Source organism: Anaerostipes sp. PC18 (assembly GCF_039789045.1).
GTDB lineage: Bacteria > Bacillota > Clostridia > Lachnospirales > Lachnospiraceae > Anaerostipes > Anaerostipes hominis.
Genome location: NZ_CP121164.1, coordinates 914,008 through 933,459 on the forward strand (window position 1 = coordinate 914,008; position 19,452 = coordinate 933,459).

Annotated in this window: 21 protein-coding genes; 18 read left to right on the forward strand and 3 right to left on the reverse strand. The window is 44.6% G+C overall.

Annotated elements, in window-relative coordinates:
* The first annotated feature begins 12 nt into the window (after positions 1–12).
* A complete protein-coding gene (locus P8F77_RS05050; RefSeq protein WP_287517585.1) occupies positions 13–1,383 on the forward strand; it encodes an MBL fold metallo-hydrolase in 1,371 nt (456 codons plus the stop codon).
* Between the two features lie 21 nt (positions 1,384–1,404).
* On the forward strand, positions 1,405–2,310 hold the full coding sequence (metA, locus tag P8F77_RS05055; RefSeq protein ID WP_287517587.1) for a homoserine O-succinyltransferase: 906 nt from the start codon (positions 1,405–1,407) through the stop codon (positions 2,308–2,310).
* 577 nt (positions 2,311–2,887) lie between these two features.
* On the opposite strand, the gene P8F77_RS05060 is transcribed toward metA, so the two are convergent.
* The gene (locus P8F77_RS05060; RefSeq protein WP_287517590.1) at positions 2,888–3,097 is read right to left on the reverse strand and encodes a hypothetical protein; all 210 of its coding nucleotides are present in this window, start codon (positions 3,095–3,097) and stop codon (positions 2,888–2,890) included.
* Positions 3,098–3,314: 217 nt separating this feature from the next.
* Between P8F77_RS05060 and P8F77_RS05065 the strand changes: the two genes are divergently transcribed.
* Complete coding sequence (locus P8F77_RS05065; protein WP_347256394.1) at positions 3,315–3,506, forward strand: hypothetical protein; 192 nt, start codon at positions 3,315–3,317, stop codon at positions 3,504–3,506.
* Positions 3,507–3,790: 284 nt separating this feature from the next.
* On the opposite strand, the gene P8F77_RS05070 is transcribed toward P8F77_RS05065, so the two are convergent.
* Both P8F77_RS05070 and P8F77_RS05075 read right to left on the reverse strand, forming a co-directional pair.
* The gene (locus P8F77_RS05070) at positions 3,791–4,105 is read right to left on the reverse strand and encodes a prepilin-type N-terminal cleavage/methylation domain-containing protein (RefSeq protein ID WP_330625581.1); all 315 of its coding nucleotides are present in this window, start codon (positions 4,103–4,105) and stop codon (positions 3,791–3,793) included.
* A 142-nt stretch (positions 4,106–4,247) separates the two neighbouring features.
* Positions 4,248–5,975 (reverse strand): FUSC family protein, encoded by a 1,728-nt coding sequence (locus P8F77_RS05075; protein WP_024728294.1) that lies wholly within the window; start codon positions 5,973–5,975, stop codon positions 4,248–4,250.
* Between the two features lie 344 nt (positions 5,976–6,319).
* Here P8F77_RS05075 and P8F77_RS05080 point away from each other — a divergent pair, with 344 nt between their 5' ends.
* From P8F77_RS05080 to P8F77_RS05150, 15 genes are all read left to right on the forward strand, one after another.
* On the forward strand, positions 6,320–6,628 hold the full coding sequence (locus tag P8F77_RS05080) for a hypothetical protein (protein WP_347256395.1): 309 nt from the start codon (positions 6,320–6,322) through the stop codon (positions 6,626–6,628).
* A gap of 78 nt (positions 6,629–6,706) precedes the next feature.
* The gene (locus P8F77_RS05085) at positions 6,707–6,841 is read left to right on the forward strand and encodes a hypothetical protein (RefSeq protein WP_268876100.1); all 135 of its coding nucleotides are present in this window, start codon (positions 6,707–6,709) and stop codon (positions 6,839–6,841) included.
* Positions 6,842–7,145: 304 nt separating this feature from the next.
* Positions 7,146–7,940: a Cof-type HAD-IIB family hydrolase gene (locus tag P8F77_RS05090; protein ID WP_024728292.1), complete on the forward strand. Its 795-nt coding sequence runs from the start codon at positions 7,146–7,148 to the stop codon at positions 7,938–7,940.
* Complete coding sequence (locus P8F77_RS05095) at positions 7,934–8,590, forward strand: HAD family phosphatase (RefSeq protein WP_024728291.1); 657 nt, start codon at positions 7,934–7,936, stop codon at positions 8,588–8,590. The genes P8F77_RS05090 and P8F77_RS05095 overlap by 7 nt, the downstream gene beginning before the upstream one ends.
* Before the next feature lie 25 nt (positions 8,591–8,615).
* Complete coding sequence (locus P8F77_RS05100; RefSeq protein ID WP_347256396.1) at positions 8,616–9,014, forward strand: HAD hydrolase-like protein; 399 nt, start codon at positions 8,616–8,618, stop codon at positions 9,012–9,014.
* A gap of 181 nt (positions 9,015–9,195) precedes the next feature.
* Positions 9,196–10,929: an MBL fold metallo-hydrolase gene (locus P8F77_RS05105; protein WP_347256397.1), complete on the forward strand. Its 1,734-nt coding sequence runs from the start codon at positions 9,196–9,198 to the stop codon at positions 10,927–10,929.
* 104 nt (positions 10,930–11,033) lie between these two features.
* A complete protein-coding gene (locus P8F77_RS05110; protein WP_024728288.1) occupies positions 11,034–12,113 on the forward strand; it encodes a spermidine/putrescine ABC transporter substrate-binding protein in 1,080 nt (359 codons plus the stop codon).
* A gap of 18 nt (positions 12,114–12,131) precedes the next feature.
* Positions 12,132–12,479: a P-II family nitrogen regulator gene (locus P8F77_RS05115; protein WP_009288959.1), complete on the forward strand. Its 348-nt coding sequence runs from the start codon at positions 12,132–12,134 to the stop codon at positions 12,477–12,479.
* A gap of 19 nt (positions 12,480–12,498) precedes the next feature.
* The gene (locus tag P8F77_RS05120) at positions 12,499–13,620 is read left to right on the forward strand and encodes an ABC transporter ATP-binding protein (RefSeq protein WP_024728286.1); all 1,122 of its coding nucleotides are present in this window, start codon (positions 12,499–12,501) and stop codon (positions 13,618–13,620) included.
* Positions 13,601–14,452, forward strand: a complete 852-nt coding sequence (locus tag P8F77_RS05125; RefSeq protein ID WP_024728285.1) for an ABC transporter permease — start codon at positions 13,601–13,603, stop codon at positions 14,450–14,452. Before P8F77_RS05120 ends, P8F77_RS05125 begins: the two co-directional genes overlap by 20 nt.
* 12 nt (positions 14,453–14,464) lie before the next feature.
* Entirely contained in the window at positions 14,465–15,265 is an 801-nt protein-coding gene (locus P8F77_RS05130) for an ABC transporter permease (RefSeq protein ID WP_024728284.1), read from the forward strand.
* 59 nt (positions 15,266–15,324) lie between these two features.
* On the forward strand, positions 15,325–15,567 hold the full coding sequence (locus P8F77_RS05135; protein WP_009288955.1) for a FeoA family protein: 243 nt from the start codon (positions 15,325–15,327) through the stop codon (positions 15,565–15,567).
* Entirely contained in the window at positions 15,564–17,543 is a 1,980-nt protein-coding gene (gene feoB, locus P8F77_RS05140) for a ferrous iron transport protein B (RefSeq protein WP_347256398.1), read from the forward strand. Before P8F77_RS05135 ends, feoB begins: the two co-directional genes overlap by 4 nt.
* Before the next feature lie 126 nt (positions 17,544–17,669).
* Complete coding sequence (locus tag P8F77_RS05145; protein WP_270431133.1) at positions 17,670–17,879, forward strand: alpha/beta hydrolase; 210 nt, start codon at positions 17,670–17,672, stop codon at positions 17,877–17,879.
* 227 nt (positions 17,880–18,106) lie between these two features.
* Entirely contained in the window at positions 18,107–19,309 is a 1,203-nt protein-coding gene (locus P8F77_RS05150) for a DNA polymerase IV (RefSeq protein ID WP_347256399.1), read from the forward strand.
* Positions 19,310–19,452 lie beyond the last annotated feature (143 nt).

Sequence of the window (19,452 nt, forward strand, 5' to 3'; positions counted from 1 at the left end):
GGAATGATGAAAATGAAACGAAGGTTAATTTCATGGATGCTGGCGGCGGTGATGGTCATGACATCTGCGGCCGTATGGATGGGAAATGAGAAACAGGCAGAAGCGGCAGCTGCATTTAAAGTGCATTTTATCGAGGTAGGCACCGGAGACGGTGCCCTGCTTCAGTATGGATCAGGAAAGAACGCAAAGTATGCACTGATCGATGCAGGTCCTCAGACGACACAGCTTCTGGGAGGAAAAACCATAGATGTCAGCCGTAGAGTACATAATTACTTAAAGAAATATAAAATCCGCAGGCTGGAATTTGTCATCATGACTCATCCGCACAAGGACCACATCGGAGGATTTATTTCCATACTGGAGGACAGATCGATCTCTGTGGGAAGGGTCTATGCGACCCGGCAGCCGGTTTATTATCATTATTCGGGCGAGGATGATATTTACAGCTCAAAAATCTACCGCGCCGTCAATAAACTGATAGAGAAGCGGGGAATACCGGTTGTTGTACCGCGGATGAAATTATCTATATATCTTGGAAACGCAAAGCTTACATTTTATTCACCGGGACGGACCAATTTTAAATATGGGCGGGAAGTTGATTTTAATTCCCGGCAGGTCAATAAATTTTCCCTTGTATGCAGAATTACTTATGGAAAAAATTCATTTCTGATGACCGGGGATACTCAGCAGGAGTCCGAGTACGATATGATAAACCAGAGACTTAAACTCAAATCCCAGGTTCTGAAGGTGCCGCACCACGGATATGAGGATGTGCGCAATAAAGATGCGAAAGGGAAGTTTTCATCGAATCACAAGAAATTTTTTGACAAAGTACAGCCGGCCATATCGATTATCAGCAATGGATACCGAAATAAGGACAGAGTGCCGTCCGGTCTGATCACGAGGGAACTTGCCAAGTCTAATATTTATACTACGGGCGACAATGGCAATATTATCGTTACTTCCAATGGAAGCAGGCTGAGCGTCAGCACATCCAGAAATAAAAATGAGCCGGCCAGGGCCAGCACTTATGTTTCTTCCAAGAAGTCATCACTGCTCCTGAAAAAGATGTCGGTGAAGTCCAGCGGGAAGAAAAAACTGTCTATCGTGTCAGTCAATGCGAAAAACAAGTATAAGGTCAAAGAAAAGAAACCTTTGAAAATCTCAATTAAGACCAAACCCCAGTCATTTACAAGGACTAAGAATGTCCAGTACAAGCTGGTCAAAAAGGGGAAAAGCAGTGCCAAATACCGATGGAAGACCGGAAGGAAGGTCAGGGTAAAAAAAGGATTTAAAGGATGTCTTTACATAAAATACAATACTACTTCCGGAAGCACGATTGTAAAGACAAAAGGTTTCGTAATTAAAAAGAAGAAAAAGTAGAGAACAAAGGAGCGTGTAAATATGCCGATTAGAATTGATACAGACCTGCCGGCCAGGGCCATCCTGGAGGAGGAAAATGTCTTTGTGATGGATATAGACCGGGCGGTGACGCAGGATATCCGGCCGCTTAGGATTGCGATCCTGAATCTGATGCCGAATAAGCTGGATACAGAGCTGCATTTGCTCCGGAGTCTCTCCAACACTCCGCTGCAGATCGATATTACATTTTTAAAGACAGCCTCTTATGAGCCCACTCATGTGCCGGAATCCCACATGGAGAAATTTTATGTGTACTTTGATGAGGTACGGGACAAAAAATTTGACGGAATGATCATAACCGGTGCTCCCGTGGAGCTGAAAGAATTTGAAGAAGTGGATTACTGGAAGGAAGTGGAGGAGATCATGGAATGGACGAAAGAGAATGTCACTTCCACCTTACATATCTGCTGGGCTGCCCAGGCAGGGCTTTACTATCACTATGGGGTTAAGAAAAACGTTCTGGACCAAAAGATTTCCGGTGTGTATCGGCACTATCCGCTTCACAAAAAGACGCTGCTGGTAAGAGGGTTTGACGACTACTTTTTTGTCCCTCATTCCAGAAATACCGGTGTGGACGGCGAGGCTATCAAACAGTGCAGGGAGCTGACGGTTGTGGCGGAATCCGAGGAGACGGGGCCATATCTGATTTTAAACGAGAACGGGAGCCAGATCTTCGTCACAGGGCATCCGGAGTACGATGTCATGTCTCTGCATCAGGAATATATAAGGGATATAAACCGCGGATTAAACCCTGAGATACCGAAAAACTATTACCTGGATGACGACCCGAAAAAGGGGCCTGTAAAGTCGTGGAGATGCCATGCCAATGCCATGTATTATAATTGGCTGAATTATTATGTTTATCAGGCGACCCCTTACGATCTGTAGGAAAATTGTGTAGAATTGGTGTCAACAAAAAAGTAACATGCTGTTATGAAAAGGCTTTAATATAATGGATATTTAAAGAATCATTGAAAAAATCAATGGTTCTTTTTTGTGTGAAATTAAATAAAGAAAGGAGGATTGCAAATGAAAGAGATATCTATCAGGATGCCCTTGGTACCGGTATTTGTTTTTTTTCAATCAAAAAAGGCATATACTCATAGGAGCATACACCTTGTATCATATAATTTCTTGTGCCGATATGCTGTTTCTGACCTGTCGGGTAGAAAAGACAGGGTGTGAAGTGCAGTAAGTTCTTATAACCTTATAAATCGTTGCATATCGGCATTTTTGTATTTGCTTTGTCTCTTATTTCTTCTAATAGTACCCCCCTGTTAGATAACGGGGGCTTTGAACGGCTCGCTGACACTCGCCAGCATAGCTGGCGTGGCTCTATGTCTTCGATCGCCACCGTGTCTGGATCACTCTGTCGGTTTGTAAAATTTTAAGCTTATTCCCTGCATAAACAGGGATTTGATAAATACTTTGCTAACTAATATTTCCTGATAAATTCATTAAAATATCAGGATAAAACACTAGATACCCCATTTTTTTTACTTGCTAATCTTCTGTCAATTATGTCAAGTACCGCAGATATAATCAGACTGATAGATACAGCACCTAATACTATTGGCTTTACACTTTCGGTTAAATCTCCAAAAAGCAACATTAGCATAAACTCTGCTCCACCTAGAAGTGTAGAAACCTGAATAATCCTAATAATATATTTCATAATTATATATCTCCTTTCATAGCCGAAATGCTTTATTTTGACAACTTCCAATCTATCACTCGCCATATAAACTGGAATTGAACAAAATCGCTGCGCGATGGCCTACCAAGGCTGTGACATAGCGATTTTCTGTTTTCTCTGTCTAAAAAACGATAAAAATATTCATCCGTTTCGGTTCATTGAAAACGCTGAAAATCCAGACTGTACAGCTGCATTGTTGAGATTTGTAAAGCATTTGGATGTAAAATCAGTTGAAAAGATTATAGACGGGATCCCTGAGAACTTTCAAGATATGCAGATTATAGCAGCGGGACAAAAAGAACATAATAAAGCAGTATTCCATATGATGCTAAACAAAAGCATTTTCCCAGCTGCAGAAAATTTTTTAGGGAGAAACATAAGTTTATGAGTAAAAATAATAAAAAAGATGAAAAGGAACAGCCGGAAGAAAAATAAGAGGCATAATGCTTGTTGAAAAAAGATTGTGGTTATTTCATAATTTTGCTCCATTACCGCAGGGAGGACTTTTCAGAGTCGTCCCTGTGGTAATGGAGCATTAATTTTACATGTTCTTAAATATCTGATATATCTTTGTATAATTCTTCTTATCATCCTCACTCTGCTTCACTCCAGTGTACTCCGTCCAATCACTGTCGCTTCTTCCGGGCACGTTATAAGTACGGGGGTTTTCCGTCAAAAGAATCGGAAGCCGACAATGTCTCTCGCCGTACAGCCACATATCCGGCATTTGTATTCGGATTTCTCGGCAAGAGATTTCAGGTATGCGGTGTCGTACTTGCCTGATCCTTCCAGCTCATAGATCTCATTGGCAGTGAGAGCCCTCAGAAGCCCTGCTTTGTTGACCAGGCATGCTTTCTTCTGAGCATTTGTAATATAGCCGATCAGGGAAGGAATCAAAAGAGCCAGAAGTATTGCCAGGAGCAAGAGAACTACAATGAGTTCCATTAAGGTAAATCCCTTTTTGTTCTTGTATCTGTATGACATCACAGTATGGTCAGCTCCTTCCCACATTTTTCTTTTGGTATAGTATATCTGCCTAGGATCAGGTACAGGAAAAGAGAAATCTATGTTAAATCACTGTGAAACAGAGGCTTCGCCTTCGGATCTGCAGCTGTCCCTTTTCTGATGCCTACACTGTCTGAATGCGGGTTTTCTTTCTGTGGGCATTTCTCACTCTTTGACGGCATTTTGGAAGCATATTTTTCAGTTTCTCCCATTCTTCATCATCCGCATTTTTTGCCAGCTTTTCTTCCAGCAGATGGGACTGGATGATCAGGCTGTAATAGAGCTGTGTATCCGTATCCTCCTGCCTGCATATTTGTGTCAGCAGTTTTGTAGCTGCGGCATATTTATTCCAAAGCTGTTCTGTTGCAAGTCTCCGGCTGAATGGAAAGATTACGAGGTTGAAGATCAGGGAGACAAGGATTCCGGCTATTATATACGCCAGACGGATTGCCAGCATTTCTCCCACACTGCTCCACCCAAAGACATCGGTAAAGACGGCGGCGCCCAGAGCACCAATGGTGGAACAGGCGAAAGTACCGGTATAATCTGTAAAGTAAAAGGAAAGGTACCCGGATAACATCATAATCGCAGTGCGGCCTGTCATAGACGGGACAGCCGCATACAAAAGCAGGCTGAGGAGACCGCCGGCTGCTGTGGCGGCAAACCTTTTCTTTGCCTTCTGTCCGATGTCGTCGGCATACGGCAGAGAAACAGAAGCGATGGTAAACAGCAGCCATTTCCCGTGAACAAGATGCATGGATTGGACAAACAAGCATGAACATGCCAGGAGCAGACCGACGCGCAGGGCATATACGATTCTGACGGGACTGATATCCAGGGCGGCCTTAAGGCGGATGGAAAGAGAGAGCATCGTCTTCCGGTACCGGGTCTTTTTTTTCGGATCCGTCATATGGAGGAGATGTTCCCGCAGATAGGTAAGCCCGTCAAATAGTTCATTTGCCTTGGAATCCTCTTTCTGAGACAGAAATTCAGACCAAAGGAGCGGAGGGAGCTCTTTGATCTGTCCCTGGACAAACTGCCGGAAGACAGAGAGCTTTTCGGAGACGGAGCAAAGCATTTTAGTCTGGAAGACAGAGAGCGGCTGTTCCATACCGGAAAGGATCAGAAACAGATGTTCCATACCCCGGCCGGAATCAATTACTGCAAAATCAGCATCTGAAATGCACAAAATCCTTTTCCGGCGGTCATAAACCATACGGCTTAAGCGGAACAGATTTTTTCTCACGTCTTCCGGTGTGTCAGGGGAGCCTTTTCCGGTGATCATATAATCGATCAGATTGCACGTCTCATCAATCATATCAGACAGCGCATCTCTTGTGGTCTCAACAACCCGTTTACGGCCCATAATGAACTGATACAGAATGATGCAGACAGCACCTGTGATCATGGCGGCCAGACGCTTTGGCAGCAGATCCGGTGTAATCGGTGATATAAAGATCAGGAACAAATAGGACAGTATGTACGGGAAGTAAAGGTGGCTGGAATGCTCATAAGTAAAAACATAAAGGATCAGAAAGATCATTCCGAAGTTCAGCGGAAATGAAAACACAGGGGGCAGTGTGTTTACAACACAGGCGGAGACAGCCATGGCTGCAAGGACAGCAGCCTGGCCTGCCAGATGTTTTACCGGTGAAGCGGTCATATCCTTTAACATGGAAGATGCCATCATAATGGTAAAAATAACACCGACGATGGAATTCTCCATGCCAAATACTTTCTGGAATACTGTAACAAAAGTAATAATAAAAATAAAATCCAGAGTGGCAAATCTGAAATTCTTCTTCAGACTTTCCTGGCAGGAAGCCAGTATCTTTTTAGTCTTATTGTTCAATTAGAATGCCTCCTTTCAGCAATTCATAATGGTATCATGCCAAAGGACCTTGTTCAAGAACGTCACTTTTGGCTTTTTTTTCGTACACGAACAATATGTCCCTATAAATTTTGACAGGATTCATTCTTGCCAAGGTTAAATTGCTTAGGCAACTATTTGCTCTGAACATCCTTTATAATAAAAGCATACCAACAATACAATCTTTTTAAGAAAAGAGAGAGACATTATGAAACAGCAAGTACAGAAGTTCGGACGTTTTTTTTGAGCGGCATGGTGCTGCCAAACATCAGTGCTCTGATCGCATGGGATTTTTCACCGCGATCTTTTTGCAGGGAGGATAGCTTGTGAAAAAGCTGGACAGTCTGCTGAAAAACAAGATTCCGACAGGCTTTGAGATGCTTTATGACAATTCTTCAGCAGGAATTCTCGTAATCTTAAACAACGCCATTCAGTATGGCGTGCTGACACCGCTTGGACTTGCAGACGCGGCCGAGGCCGGAAAATCAATCTACTTCCTCCTCGAAGGCAACTTGGGACCGGGACTCGGAGTACTCATTGCATGCTGGTTTTTTGGAAAAGGAGAAGAGCATTTAAGAGACCCCCGAAAACGTGTACGAGACCCCGGTATCATCGAAAAAGTGGGAGAGAAATAGAAAGGGAAGTACAGGGAATGCAGCCTACACGATCATTCCGGGAGGCTAGAAGCCATCATCCATGCCGGAGAACTTTTGTTGAGAAGCGGATTCATCAACGAAATGCTTTTACAGGATGAGAATTTTTCCGTCTATCTTGAAAATATGCTTGCCATTGCCCATAGAGAGAAAGCGGTCAGAGACCAGATCCCTGGGACAGAGAAAGATTTATAATCGGCGGCGTTGAATTTAGAGTCTTGATATGATAGCATTAGCTATGGTATCAAGGCTTTTATATTATTCCATAGGAAAGTCCTAAGAACCTTCCTATGGAATAATATAGCCCTCCGGGCATGATGCGCACAAATGCGAAAGGAACCTATTTGACTACGTCAAATCGCATTTGGCGCTCAAAGTTGTCAAGCCCTTCAAAGCTTGAGGGGCTGGGGCATTGAAGTGGGATTGCCCACTTTGTTTTGCGGAGTTTATGGCAGATACCATCTTACAGCGACAACTATTGTTCATAGAAAGGATGCCCATGATTAGACTAATTGCAACAGATATTGACGGAACTCTGGTAGAAGAAGCAGCTATGAATCTGAATCCTGAATATTTCGATGTGATCCGGGAGTTCAGAAAACGGGGAGTTTTGTTCGTAGCAGCCAGCGGACGTCAGAGAAAAAGCATTGAGCGTTTTTTTGAACCGATCAAAGATGATATTATTTTCCTGTCCGAAAATGGTGCCTGTATCACATCCAGAGAATATAAACATGTAGATGTGATGGACCCATTCATCGTCAAAAGCATAATGGAGGATGCAAAGGAGATTCCCGGATGTACCTGCGCTCTGAACGACGGGGAGACCAGCTATTTTGACTCCGAAATGCTTTACCGCCATATGAAGGACGACTATGGATACAATGCAGTGATGGTGGACGATTTATTCAAAGTGGAAGCAGGGGTCTGCAAAGTGTCTGTGTTCCACAACCGGAATGCGGAAGATGCGGTAGGAAAAGATTTTTATGATAAATGGGGAGGCAGGATCTACGTTGCGAGTGCAGGAGAGAAATGGGTAGACTGTATGAACCTTGGAGTAAATAAAGGGAACTCTTTGAAACGTTTTCAGGAGCATTATAATATTTCTGCGGATGAGACACTGGCTTTCGGCGATAATATCAACGATATTGAGATGCTGAAACGGGCTGCCCACAGCTTTGCCGTAGCCAATGCCAGGGAAGAGGTGAAAGAAGCCGCAAATTTTGTGACAGATTCCAACAAAGAAGACGGTGTATTAAAAGTGTTAAAGGCAGTACTTAGGGGGGAATTATGTTAGAAGCAGTTATTTTTGATATGGACGGAGTTATTGTAGATTCTGAGCCCGGATATTATAAAGCTTTGCTCAGACTGTTGGATGAATTCGATGCATATGTGGATGAAGAATACAATGCCCGGTATTTCGGCACTACGATGGAAAAGTTATTTACGGATACCATTGAATATTTAAACCTGGATACGACCGTTGATTATTGTGTTCGGCGTTTTTTCGAGATCTATGAAGAAGTGGTTGAGGAGGAAGGATTTACCCCGATCAAAGGAGCATTGGAGCTGATCCATTCTCTCCATAAAGAAGGAATTCCGACAGCGGTTGCATCTTCTTCACCGATGGATCACATCGTAAGGATCACAGAGAATTTAGGAGTCATTGACTGTTTTCGTGCGCTAGTGACAGGAGAAGACTGCGAACATTCCAAACCTGATCCTGAAGTCTTTTTAAAGGCCGCTGGACAGCTTGGAATCAATCCGGAACATTGTGCTGTGGTGGAGGATTCTGTCAATGGTGTTCTGGCAGGCAGCAGGGCAGGTATGAAGGTTCTCGGTTTCAGCAATCCTGAATATGGAAGTCCAGCTCATGAAAAGGCACACAAAGTTGTTCATTCCCTGGAAGACGTGAATGTAACTACTTTGAAAGGATTATTTAATTAAAATACATAAATGGAGAGGAAATAGAGTGGAAGCAGTTATTTTCGACATGGACGGAGTCATCGTAGATACAGAACCCGGCTTTTTTATTGTGGCTAATAAGTTTCTGGAGCGCTATGGAAAGAGTATTACCAAAGAATATTTTGAACAATTTTTCGGCGGCGCATCGGAGCACATGTGGAAGACAACAACAGAAATGCTGGGACTGGATGTTCCTGTAGAGGAATGTCTGAAGGGCACGCACGAAATCCGGGAACAGTGTCTGGTGATCGAGGATTCCAACAACGGAGTCACGGCTGCCAAGAGTGCCGGAATGAGTGTGATCGGATTCCAGAATTTAGAGGTTGCAAATCAGGGACTAAAACCGGCCGACCATGTAGTGACTTCTATGAAAGATATCACTCTGGAATTGTGCAGAAGTTTTTAAGAATTTATATAGACGAAATAAATCTCTCCGAAGATGTTTGGGGAGATTTATTTGTTACAAAATTATGACGATATATTGATTATATATTAAAAATATGTTATGTTAAAATTGAAATAGAGTAAATTACTTACAAGATATGCTTCAAGGTTCTGGGGGAGTTTACCAGAGAAGACAAGAAGAAATGAGGTTTATTATGAAAGCGGGCATGAAAAAATGTATCAGTTACTTGCTGACAGCAGTATTTGTTATCTCGGCTGCAGTGACAGCGGGAGGACTGCAGAAAAAGCAGGTCCGGGCAGCGGAAAAATTTCAGATCCATTTTATAGATGTGGGCGCAGGGGATGGAGCGCTGCTTCAATATGGGGAAGGAAGCAGTGCGGAGTATGCCATGATAGACACCGGGGCTGACTATTATACAACAACAAAAGGCGAGCAGATTACCACAGAAGACTGGGCATATAATTATCTCAGGAAAAAAGGCGTCAAAAAGCTTAAATTTATCCTTCTGACCCACCCGCACAGGGATCACATCGGAGGTCTCGGAAGAATCCTTCGGGATGATGATATTGAGGTCGAAAAAATATACGGAAATAACCGGAATCTTACTTATTCAGGAGCAGACGGCAGCAATAAAGAGTTCAATAAAGAATTTTATACAGAAACATTGGAAGCCATTGATTCCTATGCAGAGAGAAACGGAAAGGGCGATGATTTTTATGAAGTTCCCCAGATGGGAAGTGTGGCGAATATCGGAACAGTACGGCTTCAGTTCTATGGCCCGGTGGATGAAACTTCATTTCAGTATGGAAGAAAAGTGAATCTGGATGTCCGTGAGATTAATAAGAGATCTATTGTATGCAAGATTACCAATGGCAGCAATACGTTTCTTATGACAGGAGATGCACAGAGACAGACGATAGATGGAATTGTGAGAAAAGGGTACAATCTGTCGGCTCAGGTGCTGAAAGTTCCTCATCACGGCATGCAGGATGTGACAGAAGACAATAAAATTGGAAAAGATTATCCGTCTGACCACAAATATTTATTTGACAAAGCAAATGCATCAATTTCCGTAGTCAGCAATGGCTATGACAATGACAATGAATCACCTCTTCCAAGGGTGTTAAATGAATTGGCGGGTTCAGATGTCTATCTGACCAGCAACCGAGGTACGGTCATTGTATCCTCTGACGGAACAAACCTGTCTGTCCAGACAGAAAAAGGGAAAAATGCACCGAGTTACGCAGGCGATTATAACCCGAAAAAGAAATCGTCACCGACGATGAAGAGCGTCATCGTATCTACCAACGGAAAAAACAAGCTGGTGCCGACGACTTACAGTGCGGCTAACAGCTATAAGCTTTATGAAAAGAAAAATGTGACGGTCAAATTTTCAGGGACGCCTCAGCCGTTTACGAAAGTAAAGAGCGTCCAGTATAAGTTTGTGAAAAAAGGCGTGGACAACCGGACAGTTCCTTACCGCAGCGGAAGCTCGGTGGCAGTAAGGAACGGGTCGGTGGGAAGAATTTATGTAAAATACAATACATGGCTCGGCTCCACTGTCATCAAGCTTCCGGGATTTACGGTCGATACTTCTGCGCCGTCCAGTGCAAAGATCAAGGGCAGCAAGTCAGGCATCAAGACTTATAAGATATCTGCGAAAAACCGCTATAACAAGAAGTATAAGAAGTCCATTAAACTGACATTTTCTGCCTCCTACGGGACAAGCGGGAAATCCAAAGTCCAGTATAAGATCGTCCCCAGGGGCAAGAAAAATACAAAGTATAAATGGAAAACAGGAAACAGTGTGACGTATAAGAAAAAAAAGAAATGGGTCCGCGTTTATGTGAAGTTTACCGACAAATCAGGAAATACGACTACGAGAAAAACAAACGGATTTTATATTAAAAAATAATAGACAAATGAAAAAAGATGGTAGATAATAGGATAGAAAGAATGAATGTCGTCAGTGTAAGCTGACGGCATTTTAAATATGGAAGATTATAAAGGAGAAGTGATATGAGAAAAACAAAAGTAACAGTTCTGCTGCTTCTGATGGCACTTACCGTATCTTTGCTGGCCGGATGCGGCGGGAAGGAAGAAGAAAAAACAAAAGACGGATATGCAAAGAAATTGTACCTGTATAATTGGACAGAATATATCCCGCAGAGTGTGATGGATGGATTTGAGAAGGAATATGGCATCAAAGTTGTGGAATCCACATTTACGTCCAACGAAGAGATGCTTGCCAAGCTGACGGCCGGAGGGACCGGACAGTATGACATGACCATCGCCAGCAATTATGTGATCGATGCCATGAAAGAACAGGACCTGATCGAGCCGATCCAGATGGATCAGGTGAAAAATGTGAAGTATCTGGACAAAAGCACGCTGAACCAGCCATTTGATAAGAACAATGAATACACGATTCCATATATGACTTCATTTACAGTGCTGTGTGGAAACAAAAAGAAGTTAAAAGAGCTGGGTGTGGATATCAAAAGTTTTAATGATCTTACCAACCCGAAACTAAAGAATAATATTGTGCTTGTAGATGATATAAGGGAAATTGCCGCTATGGCGCTGAAAGTTAAAGGATACAGCTCCAGTACCACAAAGGAAGATGAGATTATGAGCACACTGCCGTGGCTTAAGAAGCTGGCGAAAAATGTGAAGGTCTATGATGCTGATGCACCGAAAAGCGTAATGATCTCCAATGACGTGGCAGTCGGCCTCATGTACAGTATGGATGCGGCTATGGCCATTGAGGAGAATAAAGACCTGGACGTGATCTATACAAAAGAACCCGCGCAGAAATGTCTGGACAATTTTGTGATCATCAAGGGGGCAAAGCATGCCAAAGAGGCAAGGCTGTTTATCGATTATGTTTTACGGCCTGAAAACTACAAAAAAGTTCTGGATGAGTACTATGGTGTATGTATCAATAACGGCACAAAGAAGCTGCTGGATGACCACTATCTGAAAAATCCCGGTGCAAATGTCGATCAGAAAGAGTTAAAAAGGGCAGAATATATTGATGATGTAAAGGATTCGGCGAGCATCTATGACGATCTATATACGAAATTAAAGACAGAGTAAGATATGGGAGGAATGAGTATGAAAGCGATGAAACGTCTGGATATTATCATCCGTCCGGAAAAACTGGAGAAGTTAAAAGAGATACTGGAAAAGAAAGACTATTCGGGCATGACTGTATTCACGGCAATGGGATGCGGATACCAGGAAGGCTTCATCCCTGAATTTGAGGAAATGAATTTTGAGATCAATCTGCTGCCGAAGGTTGTCGTGATGGTTGTCGTGTGGGAAGAAGACGTGGAGGATCTGCTGGGGGCGATCCATGAGGAACTGGCCACCGGACAGGTGGGAGACGGAAGGGTCTTTATATCCCCGGTGGACGATGTGATGCGCATCCGCACCGGAGAACGGGGCGCTGAAACTTTGTAGAAGGGTGGTGGAAACTTCGTTGAAAAATATCATCGTACGCTTAAGAAACATAGAAAAAATTTACGGAGGAAAATCTGTCATTGATCATCTGAATCTTAATGTGGCCCGGGGTGAATTTTTGACGCTCCTCGGTCCGTCAGGCTGCGGAAAAACGACTACGCTTCGAATGATCGGAGGTTTTGAAGATACGGACGGCGGACAAATTTTTCTGGAAGATAAAGATGTGGCGGGCAAAGCGCCGAATCACCGGGATGTGAACACGGTGTTTCAGAGCTATGCGCTGTTTCCTCACATGAACGTTTTTGACAATGTGGCTTTTGGCCTTGTGGAAAAAAAGGTGCCGAAAGCGGAGATCAAAAAACGGGTTGATGAGATGATTGAATTGGTGCAGCTTCAGGGTATGGAAAAAAGAATGCCATCTCAGATGTCAGGGGGACAGAAACAGAGAGTCGCCATCGCCAGAGCGCTGGTGAACCGGCCAAAGGTGCTTCTTCTGGATGAGCCGCTGGGAGCTCTGGATCTAAAATTGAGAAAGCAGATGCAGTTTGAACTGAAAGAACTGCAGAAAAAGCTGAAGATCACGTTCATTTACGTGACCCACGATCAGGAAGAAGCACTGACCATGAGCGACCGGATCGCGGTTATGAATGAGGGAAGGATCGAACAGCTGGGGACTCCGGTCGAGATCTACAATCACCCTAAGACAAAATTTGTAGCTGATTTTATCGGGGAGTCCAATATTTTTGAAGCCTACATTGAGGAAAAGAAGGGAAACAGGATTTCTCTCGTGATGGAGTCCGGGAAAGTGGAACTTGACGCTCCGGATTTTGAATACGATGAGATGGTCTATGTATGTGTACGGCCGGAAAATATGAAAGCGTCCATGGAACCCAGGGATGGATTTACCCTGAGAGGGACTGTGATGGAACATATTTTTGTTGGTTCCACTATAAAGACCATCATAGAACTGCCCAGCAGCCAGCTGGTCAAGATGACAAATCCTCCGGAAGATGAAGTGATCCCGGTGGGTACCAACGTATACCTTCACTGGCTTCCCCAAAAAACTGTGGTCATGCACACGCGGGAAGACCGGGTCTATGAGATTATAGAGGGGGCCGGAAATGAAAAAGAAGAGCAATAAAATTCCGTTTCTGTCAACCGTATCGCCGGCCATCATCTGGCTTATTTTGTTCCTGGTGCTGCCTCTTCTGTATATCGTTGGTATCAGTTTCATGAAAAAAGGGCTTTATGGGGGCGTGATCCAGACCTTTGATCTGACAGCCTATAAGACGATGTTTCAGTCGAAGTATATGAAGATTCTTTTAGATTCGCTGTGGCTGTCACTGAAGACTACCGGGCTCTGCCTGCTGTTCGGCTATCCGTTTGCCTATATTATTTCAAATACAAAGAAAAAATGGAAACCGTTTTGTGTCCTGCTGATCATGCTGCCCTTCTGGATCAATTCTCTGATCCGTACTTACGGATGGAACAGTATCCTGCGCGAGCAGGGGATATTAAATACACTCCTGATGCAGCTGGGGATCATAAACCAGCCGCTTCAGATGCTCTACACAGACGGGGCAGTCCTGCTGGGTATGGTGTATGCGCTGATCCCGTTTACAGTGCTGCCGCTGTATTCTTCCATTGAAAAGCTTGATCATTCCCTTTTGGAGGCGGCCAGCGATCTGGGGGCATCCAAGGTACATGTGTTCCGAAAAGTCATACTTCCTCTCACGATGCCCGGGATTTTTGCGGCATCGGTTCAGACCTTCATTCCGTCTTTGGGGTACTTCTTTATCACGGATATGATGGGAGGGGCCACCACGATGAACATTGGAAATGTGATCAAGAACCAATTCCTGACTGCGAGAAACTGGCCTCTCGGAGCGGCGCTTGCGATTGCACTCATCGCAGTGACGATCGTTATCATGAAGCTGTATACACGGGTCGGAAGTATAGAAGATATGGTATAGGAGGAATGAGCAATGAAAAAGAAAAAGATTGGATTCCGCCCTTTGGCACTGTGCTATGCATGTCTTTTCTATCTGTTTTTATATTTGCCGATCGCGGTGGTCGTTGCATTTTCCTTTAACACATCCCAGCTCAATGTGACCTTTCAGGGCTTTACATTTGAGTGGTATGGAAGGATGTTTGAAAATGTCCAGCTGATGCAGTCGTTTTTCAACACTCTGATCGTAGCGGCCGTCAGCACCCTGCTCTCCGTGATTCTTGGGACACTGTGTGCCGTGGGCATGTACCGGTTTAAATTCAGAGGACGGGAAACTGTCAGCAATCTGCTGTATATTCCTATTGTGATCCCGGAGATCGTGCTCGGTATTGCGGTGCTGGCATTTTTTACGATGGTGAAAATACAGATGAGTATGGCTACCCTGATCATTTCTCATGTGACATTTTCCATGCCTTTTGTAGTCATCACAGTGCGGTCAAGGCTTGCGGGCTTCGACCCTTCCGTGGAGGAGGCGGCAAGAGACCTCGGGGCAAATGACTGGAGAATTTTTCGCAGGGTTACGCTGCCGATGATCCTGCCGGGGGTTTTATCCGGAGCCATGCTGGCGCTTACGATGTCCCTGGATGACGTAGTAGTCAGCTTTTTCACAACCGGACCGGACAGCATGACACTTCCGATCAAGATCCTCGGAATGGTGAGAAAAGGAGTGTCGCCGGACGTAAATGCACTCTCGACGCTGATGATCCTTGGAACGGTCCTCATTATGCTGGCCGCAACATTTTTTGAGATGAGAATGGAAAAGAAAGAAGAAGCTTGACACGGAGCTTTATATGACGTACTATTTTGTTGAGAACAATTATCAAAATGGAGCGAAAGATGAGATTAACAGAGACAAATCCAGGTAATCAGTATCTGGTGGAAGAAATCCAGCTGGAACTTGCAACGAAACGCCGTCTTGAATCTCTCGGCATGACGGAAGGTTCTAAAATTAACGTGATGCGGAAGAAGCGCAACGGGGCTGTGATCATTAAGATCAGAGGGACCCGATTTGCTCTCGGAAGAGAGATTGTTATGGGGATCAAGGTCAGGGACCGTGCAGGAAAGAGGGATTTATCATGAGTGCAGAGGAATTGCAGGTCGGATTCGTGGGAAATCCGAACTGCGGAAAGACTACGTTATTTAACGCCTATACCGGGGCCAAGCTTAAAGTGGCAAACTGGCCTGGTGTCACGGTGGAAAAGAAAGAAGGGGCTTTAAAATACCACAATCACATGTACAGGCTGGTGGATCTCCCCGGCATTTACAGCCTGACATCCTATACGATGGAAGAAAAGCTTTCCAGGAAATATATTCTTCAGGATGATGTGGATGTCATCGTTGATGTGGCAGATGCATCTGCGCTGGAACGCAATCTTTATTTGACTTTATGCCTGATTGAGCTTGGAAAGCCTGTGATTCTGGCTTTAAATATGATGGATATTGTCAAGGAGCGGGGAATGGAGCTGGACCTTCACCGTCTGCCGGAGGTGCTGGGGATTCCGGTGGTGCCGGTTTCAGCCCGGAAAAAGACCGGACTGGAAGTGCTCATGCATGCGGTAGCTCATCACAAGGTAGAGGGCAATGACCGCCAGGTCTTTGACTATCCGGACAGGATCGAGGAAAAGATTACACAGATCAGGCTGCGGCTGAAGGAGAAATATCCGGATATGCCCAACAGCCGGTGGTATGCCATAAAACTTCTCGAACAGGACGAGGAAGTTACACAAAAGTACGGAACTCTCGTGAAAGGGATCGTGGACAGGTCCTACGAGAATGATATTATCAATGAAAAATATCACTTTATCGAACGGGTTATGGCTGAAGTTCTGGTCAACAAAGAAAAGAAGGAAGCGTTTACCGATAAGATCGACAATGTCCTGACACATCCGGTCCTGGGAATTCCTATATTTCTTGGCATTATGGCCGTGGTGTTTTTCCTGACATTTACCGTGGGAGATTTCTTAAAAGGATATGTCGAGATGATGATCGACTATGTCAGCGGGTACATAATAGGCGGACTTGAAAGTCTGGGAGCGGGACCGTGGGTGATCTCCCTCATGAAGGACGGAGTATTTGCCGGAGTGGGAGGTGTACTTTCTTTTGTACCGAATATCTTTATTCTGTTTTTGAGTCTGGGACTTCTGGAGGACAGCGGATATATGTCCAGAGTCGCATTTGTCATGGACAGCGTCATGGACAGACTGGGTCTCTCCGGAAGGGCGTTTATCCCGATGCTTCTGGGATTCGGATGCAGTGTGCCGGCAGTCATGGCATCAAGGGCTCTGGAAGATGAAAGGGACCGGAAGAGGACGATTATGCTGATCCCGTTTATGTCATGCAGCGCAAAGCTTCCTATTTACCTTGTGTTTTCCCAGCTGTTTTTTGGAAAAGCCGCCATGTTAGTGGCTTATTCCATGTATATCCTGGGGCTGGTTCTGGGGATTTTTGTGGCGTTTGTCCACAGTAAGATGCTCAAAGGCAGTGTAAAACAGCCGCTTCTGATCGAACTGCCGGAATATAAGACGCCAAATAAGCGGACGATTGCCATCTATGTGTGGAGCAAGCTGAAAGATTTCCTCTCAAAGGCGGGAACGACGATCTGTGCCGCATCCATCGTCATGTGGGTGCTGCTCAATCTGAATCATACAGGGCTGGTCAGCGACATGAGTCAGAGTTTTGGTGCTTCTTTCGGAAAATTTTTAGTGCCTCTGCTGGCCCCGGCAGGTCTTGGACTCTGGCAGATCGCAGTCATGCTGATTTCAGGGCTGGCCGCCAAGGAAGTGGTGGCATCAAGCTTTATGGTCCTGTTTCAGGTATCATCGTCTTCGGACGCAAACATTGTGCACATGCTGTCCGGAATGGGCTTCACTTCGCTGAATGCTTACTGCCTGCTGGTGTTCTGCCTTCTGTATACACCTTGTCTTGCAACCGTCATGACCATAAGAAAAGAGACAGGGTCCACCCGGTGGACGCTGGGGCTGGTCGCTTTCCAGATGGTCTTTGCGTGGGCCGTGGCTGTAATTATCTACCAGGTGGGAAGTTTTCTTATTCCATAGGAAAGTTCTGCGACCTTCTCTGTGAAATAAAAACGCTCCGCGGGTTGTGCACAGATGCGTAAGAATATCCTTTTCAATGGCTTGGAATTGTATTAAAATAAATACAAATAAGGAAGCCAGCTATGATTGGAGGCATACAACAATGATCCCCTGGTGGAGAAGGAGATCTCCGCGGCACTTTTAAACAGCATTTGCGGGGGAGTGGAATGGCTGAAAGAAAACAGCAGGGAGTTCACCGATCCTGTACTGATCCTTCACGGGGCCAACGACGGACTGGTCAGCGAAAAAGACTACAGAGAGTTTTTTGGAGATATCGCTCTGAGGACAAGACATTAAAGATATATGCAAAACTTTTTCATGAAATCTACAATGAAGTGGAGAAAGAAGAAGTCATTGACGACACGCTGCTGTGGATTGAAAAACATTTATAATTAATAAGATGAAAAAGATCTTTTGTTTAATGCAAAGGGTCTTTTTTTATTAATGAACTGAGCAGTTTTTTCGTTGAAAACATATGTTTGGATGTGCTATAATCTCAACAGTGAGTAAAAGGAGAGATGAGAATGAATTCCAGGGTGATTTTTCATATTGATGTCAATTCTGCCTATCTCAGCTGGGAGGCGGTCTATGGGATTTCTGTACGGAAAGATGAGGTGGATCTGAGGGAAGTACCGTCCATCATTGGCGGAGATGAGTCTAAGCGCCGCGGGATCGTACTGGCGGCCTCCATACCCGCCAAGAAAAAGGGAATACGCACAGCGGAGACTGTCCGTGAAGCATTGAACAAATGTCCGGATCTTATCATTCGCCCTCCTTGTCATGGGCTGTATGAAAAGTACTCTGAAGCTTTTTTAAAAGAGGCGCTGGAGTTTTCACCGGTTCTTGAGAAATTCAGTATCGATGAGGTGTTTTTGGATATGACCGAGACGGCGGGGCAGTATGAGAGTCCTTATGAGGCGGCCTGCCTGCTGAAAGACCGGATTTATGAAAAGCTTGGTTTTACGGTCAATATCGGTGTGGCGCCGAATAAACTGCTGGCTAAGATGGCATCCGATTTTGAGAAGCCAAACAAAGTGCATACCTTGTTTCAGGAAGAAATACCGACAAAAATGTGGCCCCTGCCTGTGGAGAATTTGTTTTCTGTCGGTCCTGCCACAAAAAAGAAGCTTCACAGCCTGGGCATTCGGACCATTGGTGAACTGGCACATATGAATCCGGAACTGTTGAAGTCCCATATAGGAAATAAGCACGGCATGCTGATCTATGAATATGCCAACGGCATTGACAGGGCTCCCGTTGAAGCCGGACAGGCGGACAGCAAGGGGTACGGCAACAGTGTTACTTTACCCTCAGATGTTGATTCTTTAGAGGAGTCGGATGTGGTTTTATTATCTTTGGCAGAGTCTGTTGCCTCCAGGCTCAGGGCGGACCGCGTTAAGACTTCATGCATCACGGTGGAGATCAAAGACTGTCATTTCCGACGGAGTTCCCATCAGAGAAAACTTTCTGTGCCCACGGATATCACTGATGAGATTGTCCAGGCGGCAAAGAAACTGTACAGAGAATGCTTTCGGGGTGTTTCTGTTCGTCTGATCGGGCTGCGGGCTACAGACATATCAAGTGTAGAATTCTCACAGATGGATCTCTTCGGTGATCAGAAAAAAGAGAAACTCCGCAGACTGGATCAGTCCATCGATGCCATCAGGAACAGGTATGGAAGAGACGCGGTGCAGCGGGCCACGTTTCTTGGCGGAAAAACAGATTAATTTATATTAAGATGGTTTTTCAGAGAAAGACAGCTGTCTGACGATAAAAGACAGCTGATTTAGAAGAAATTTCACAAAATTATTACAAAAGTATTAAAAATAATACTTGCTTCTTAGAACAAACCTTGATATACTTCGAATTG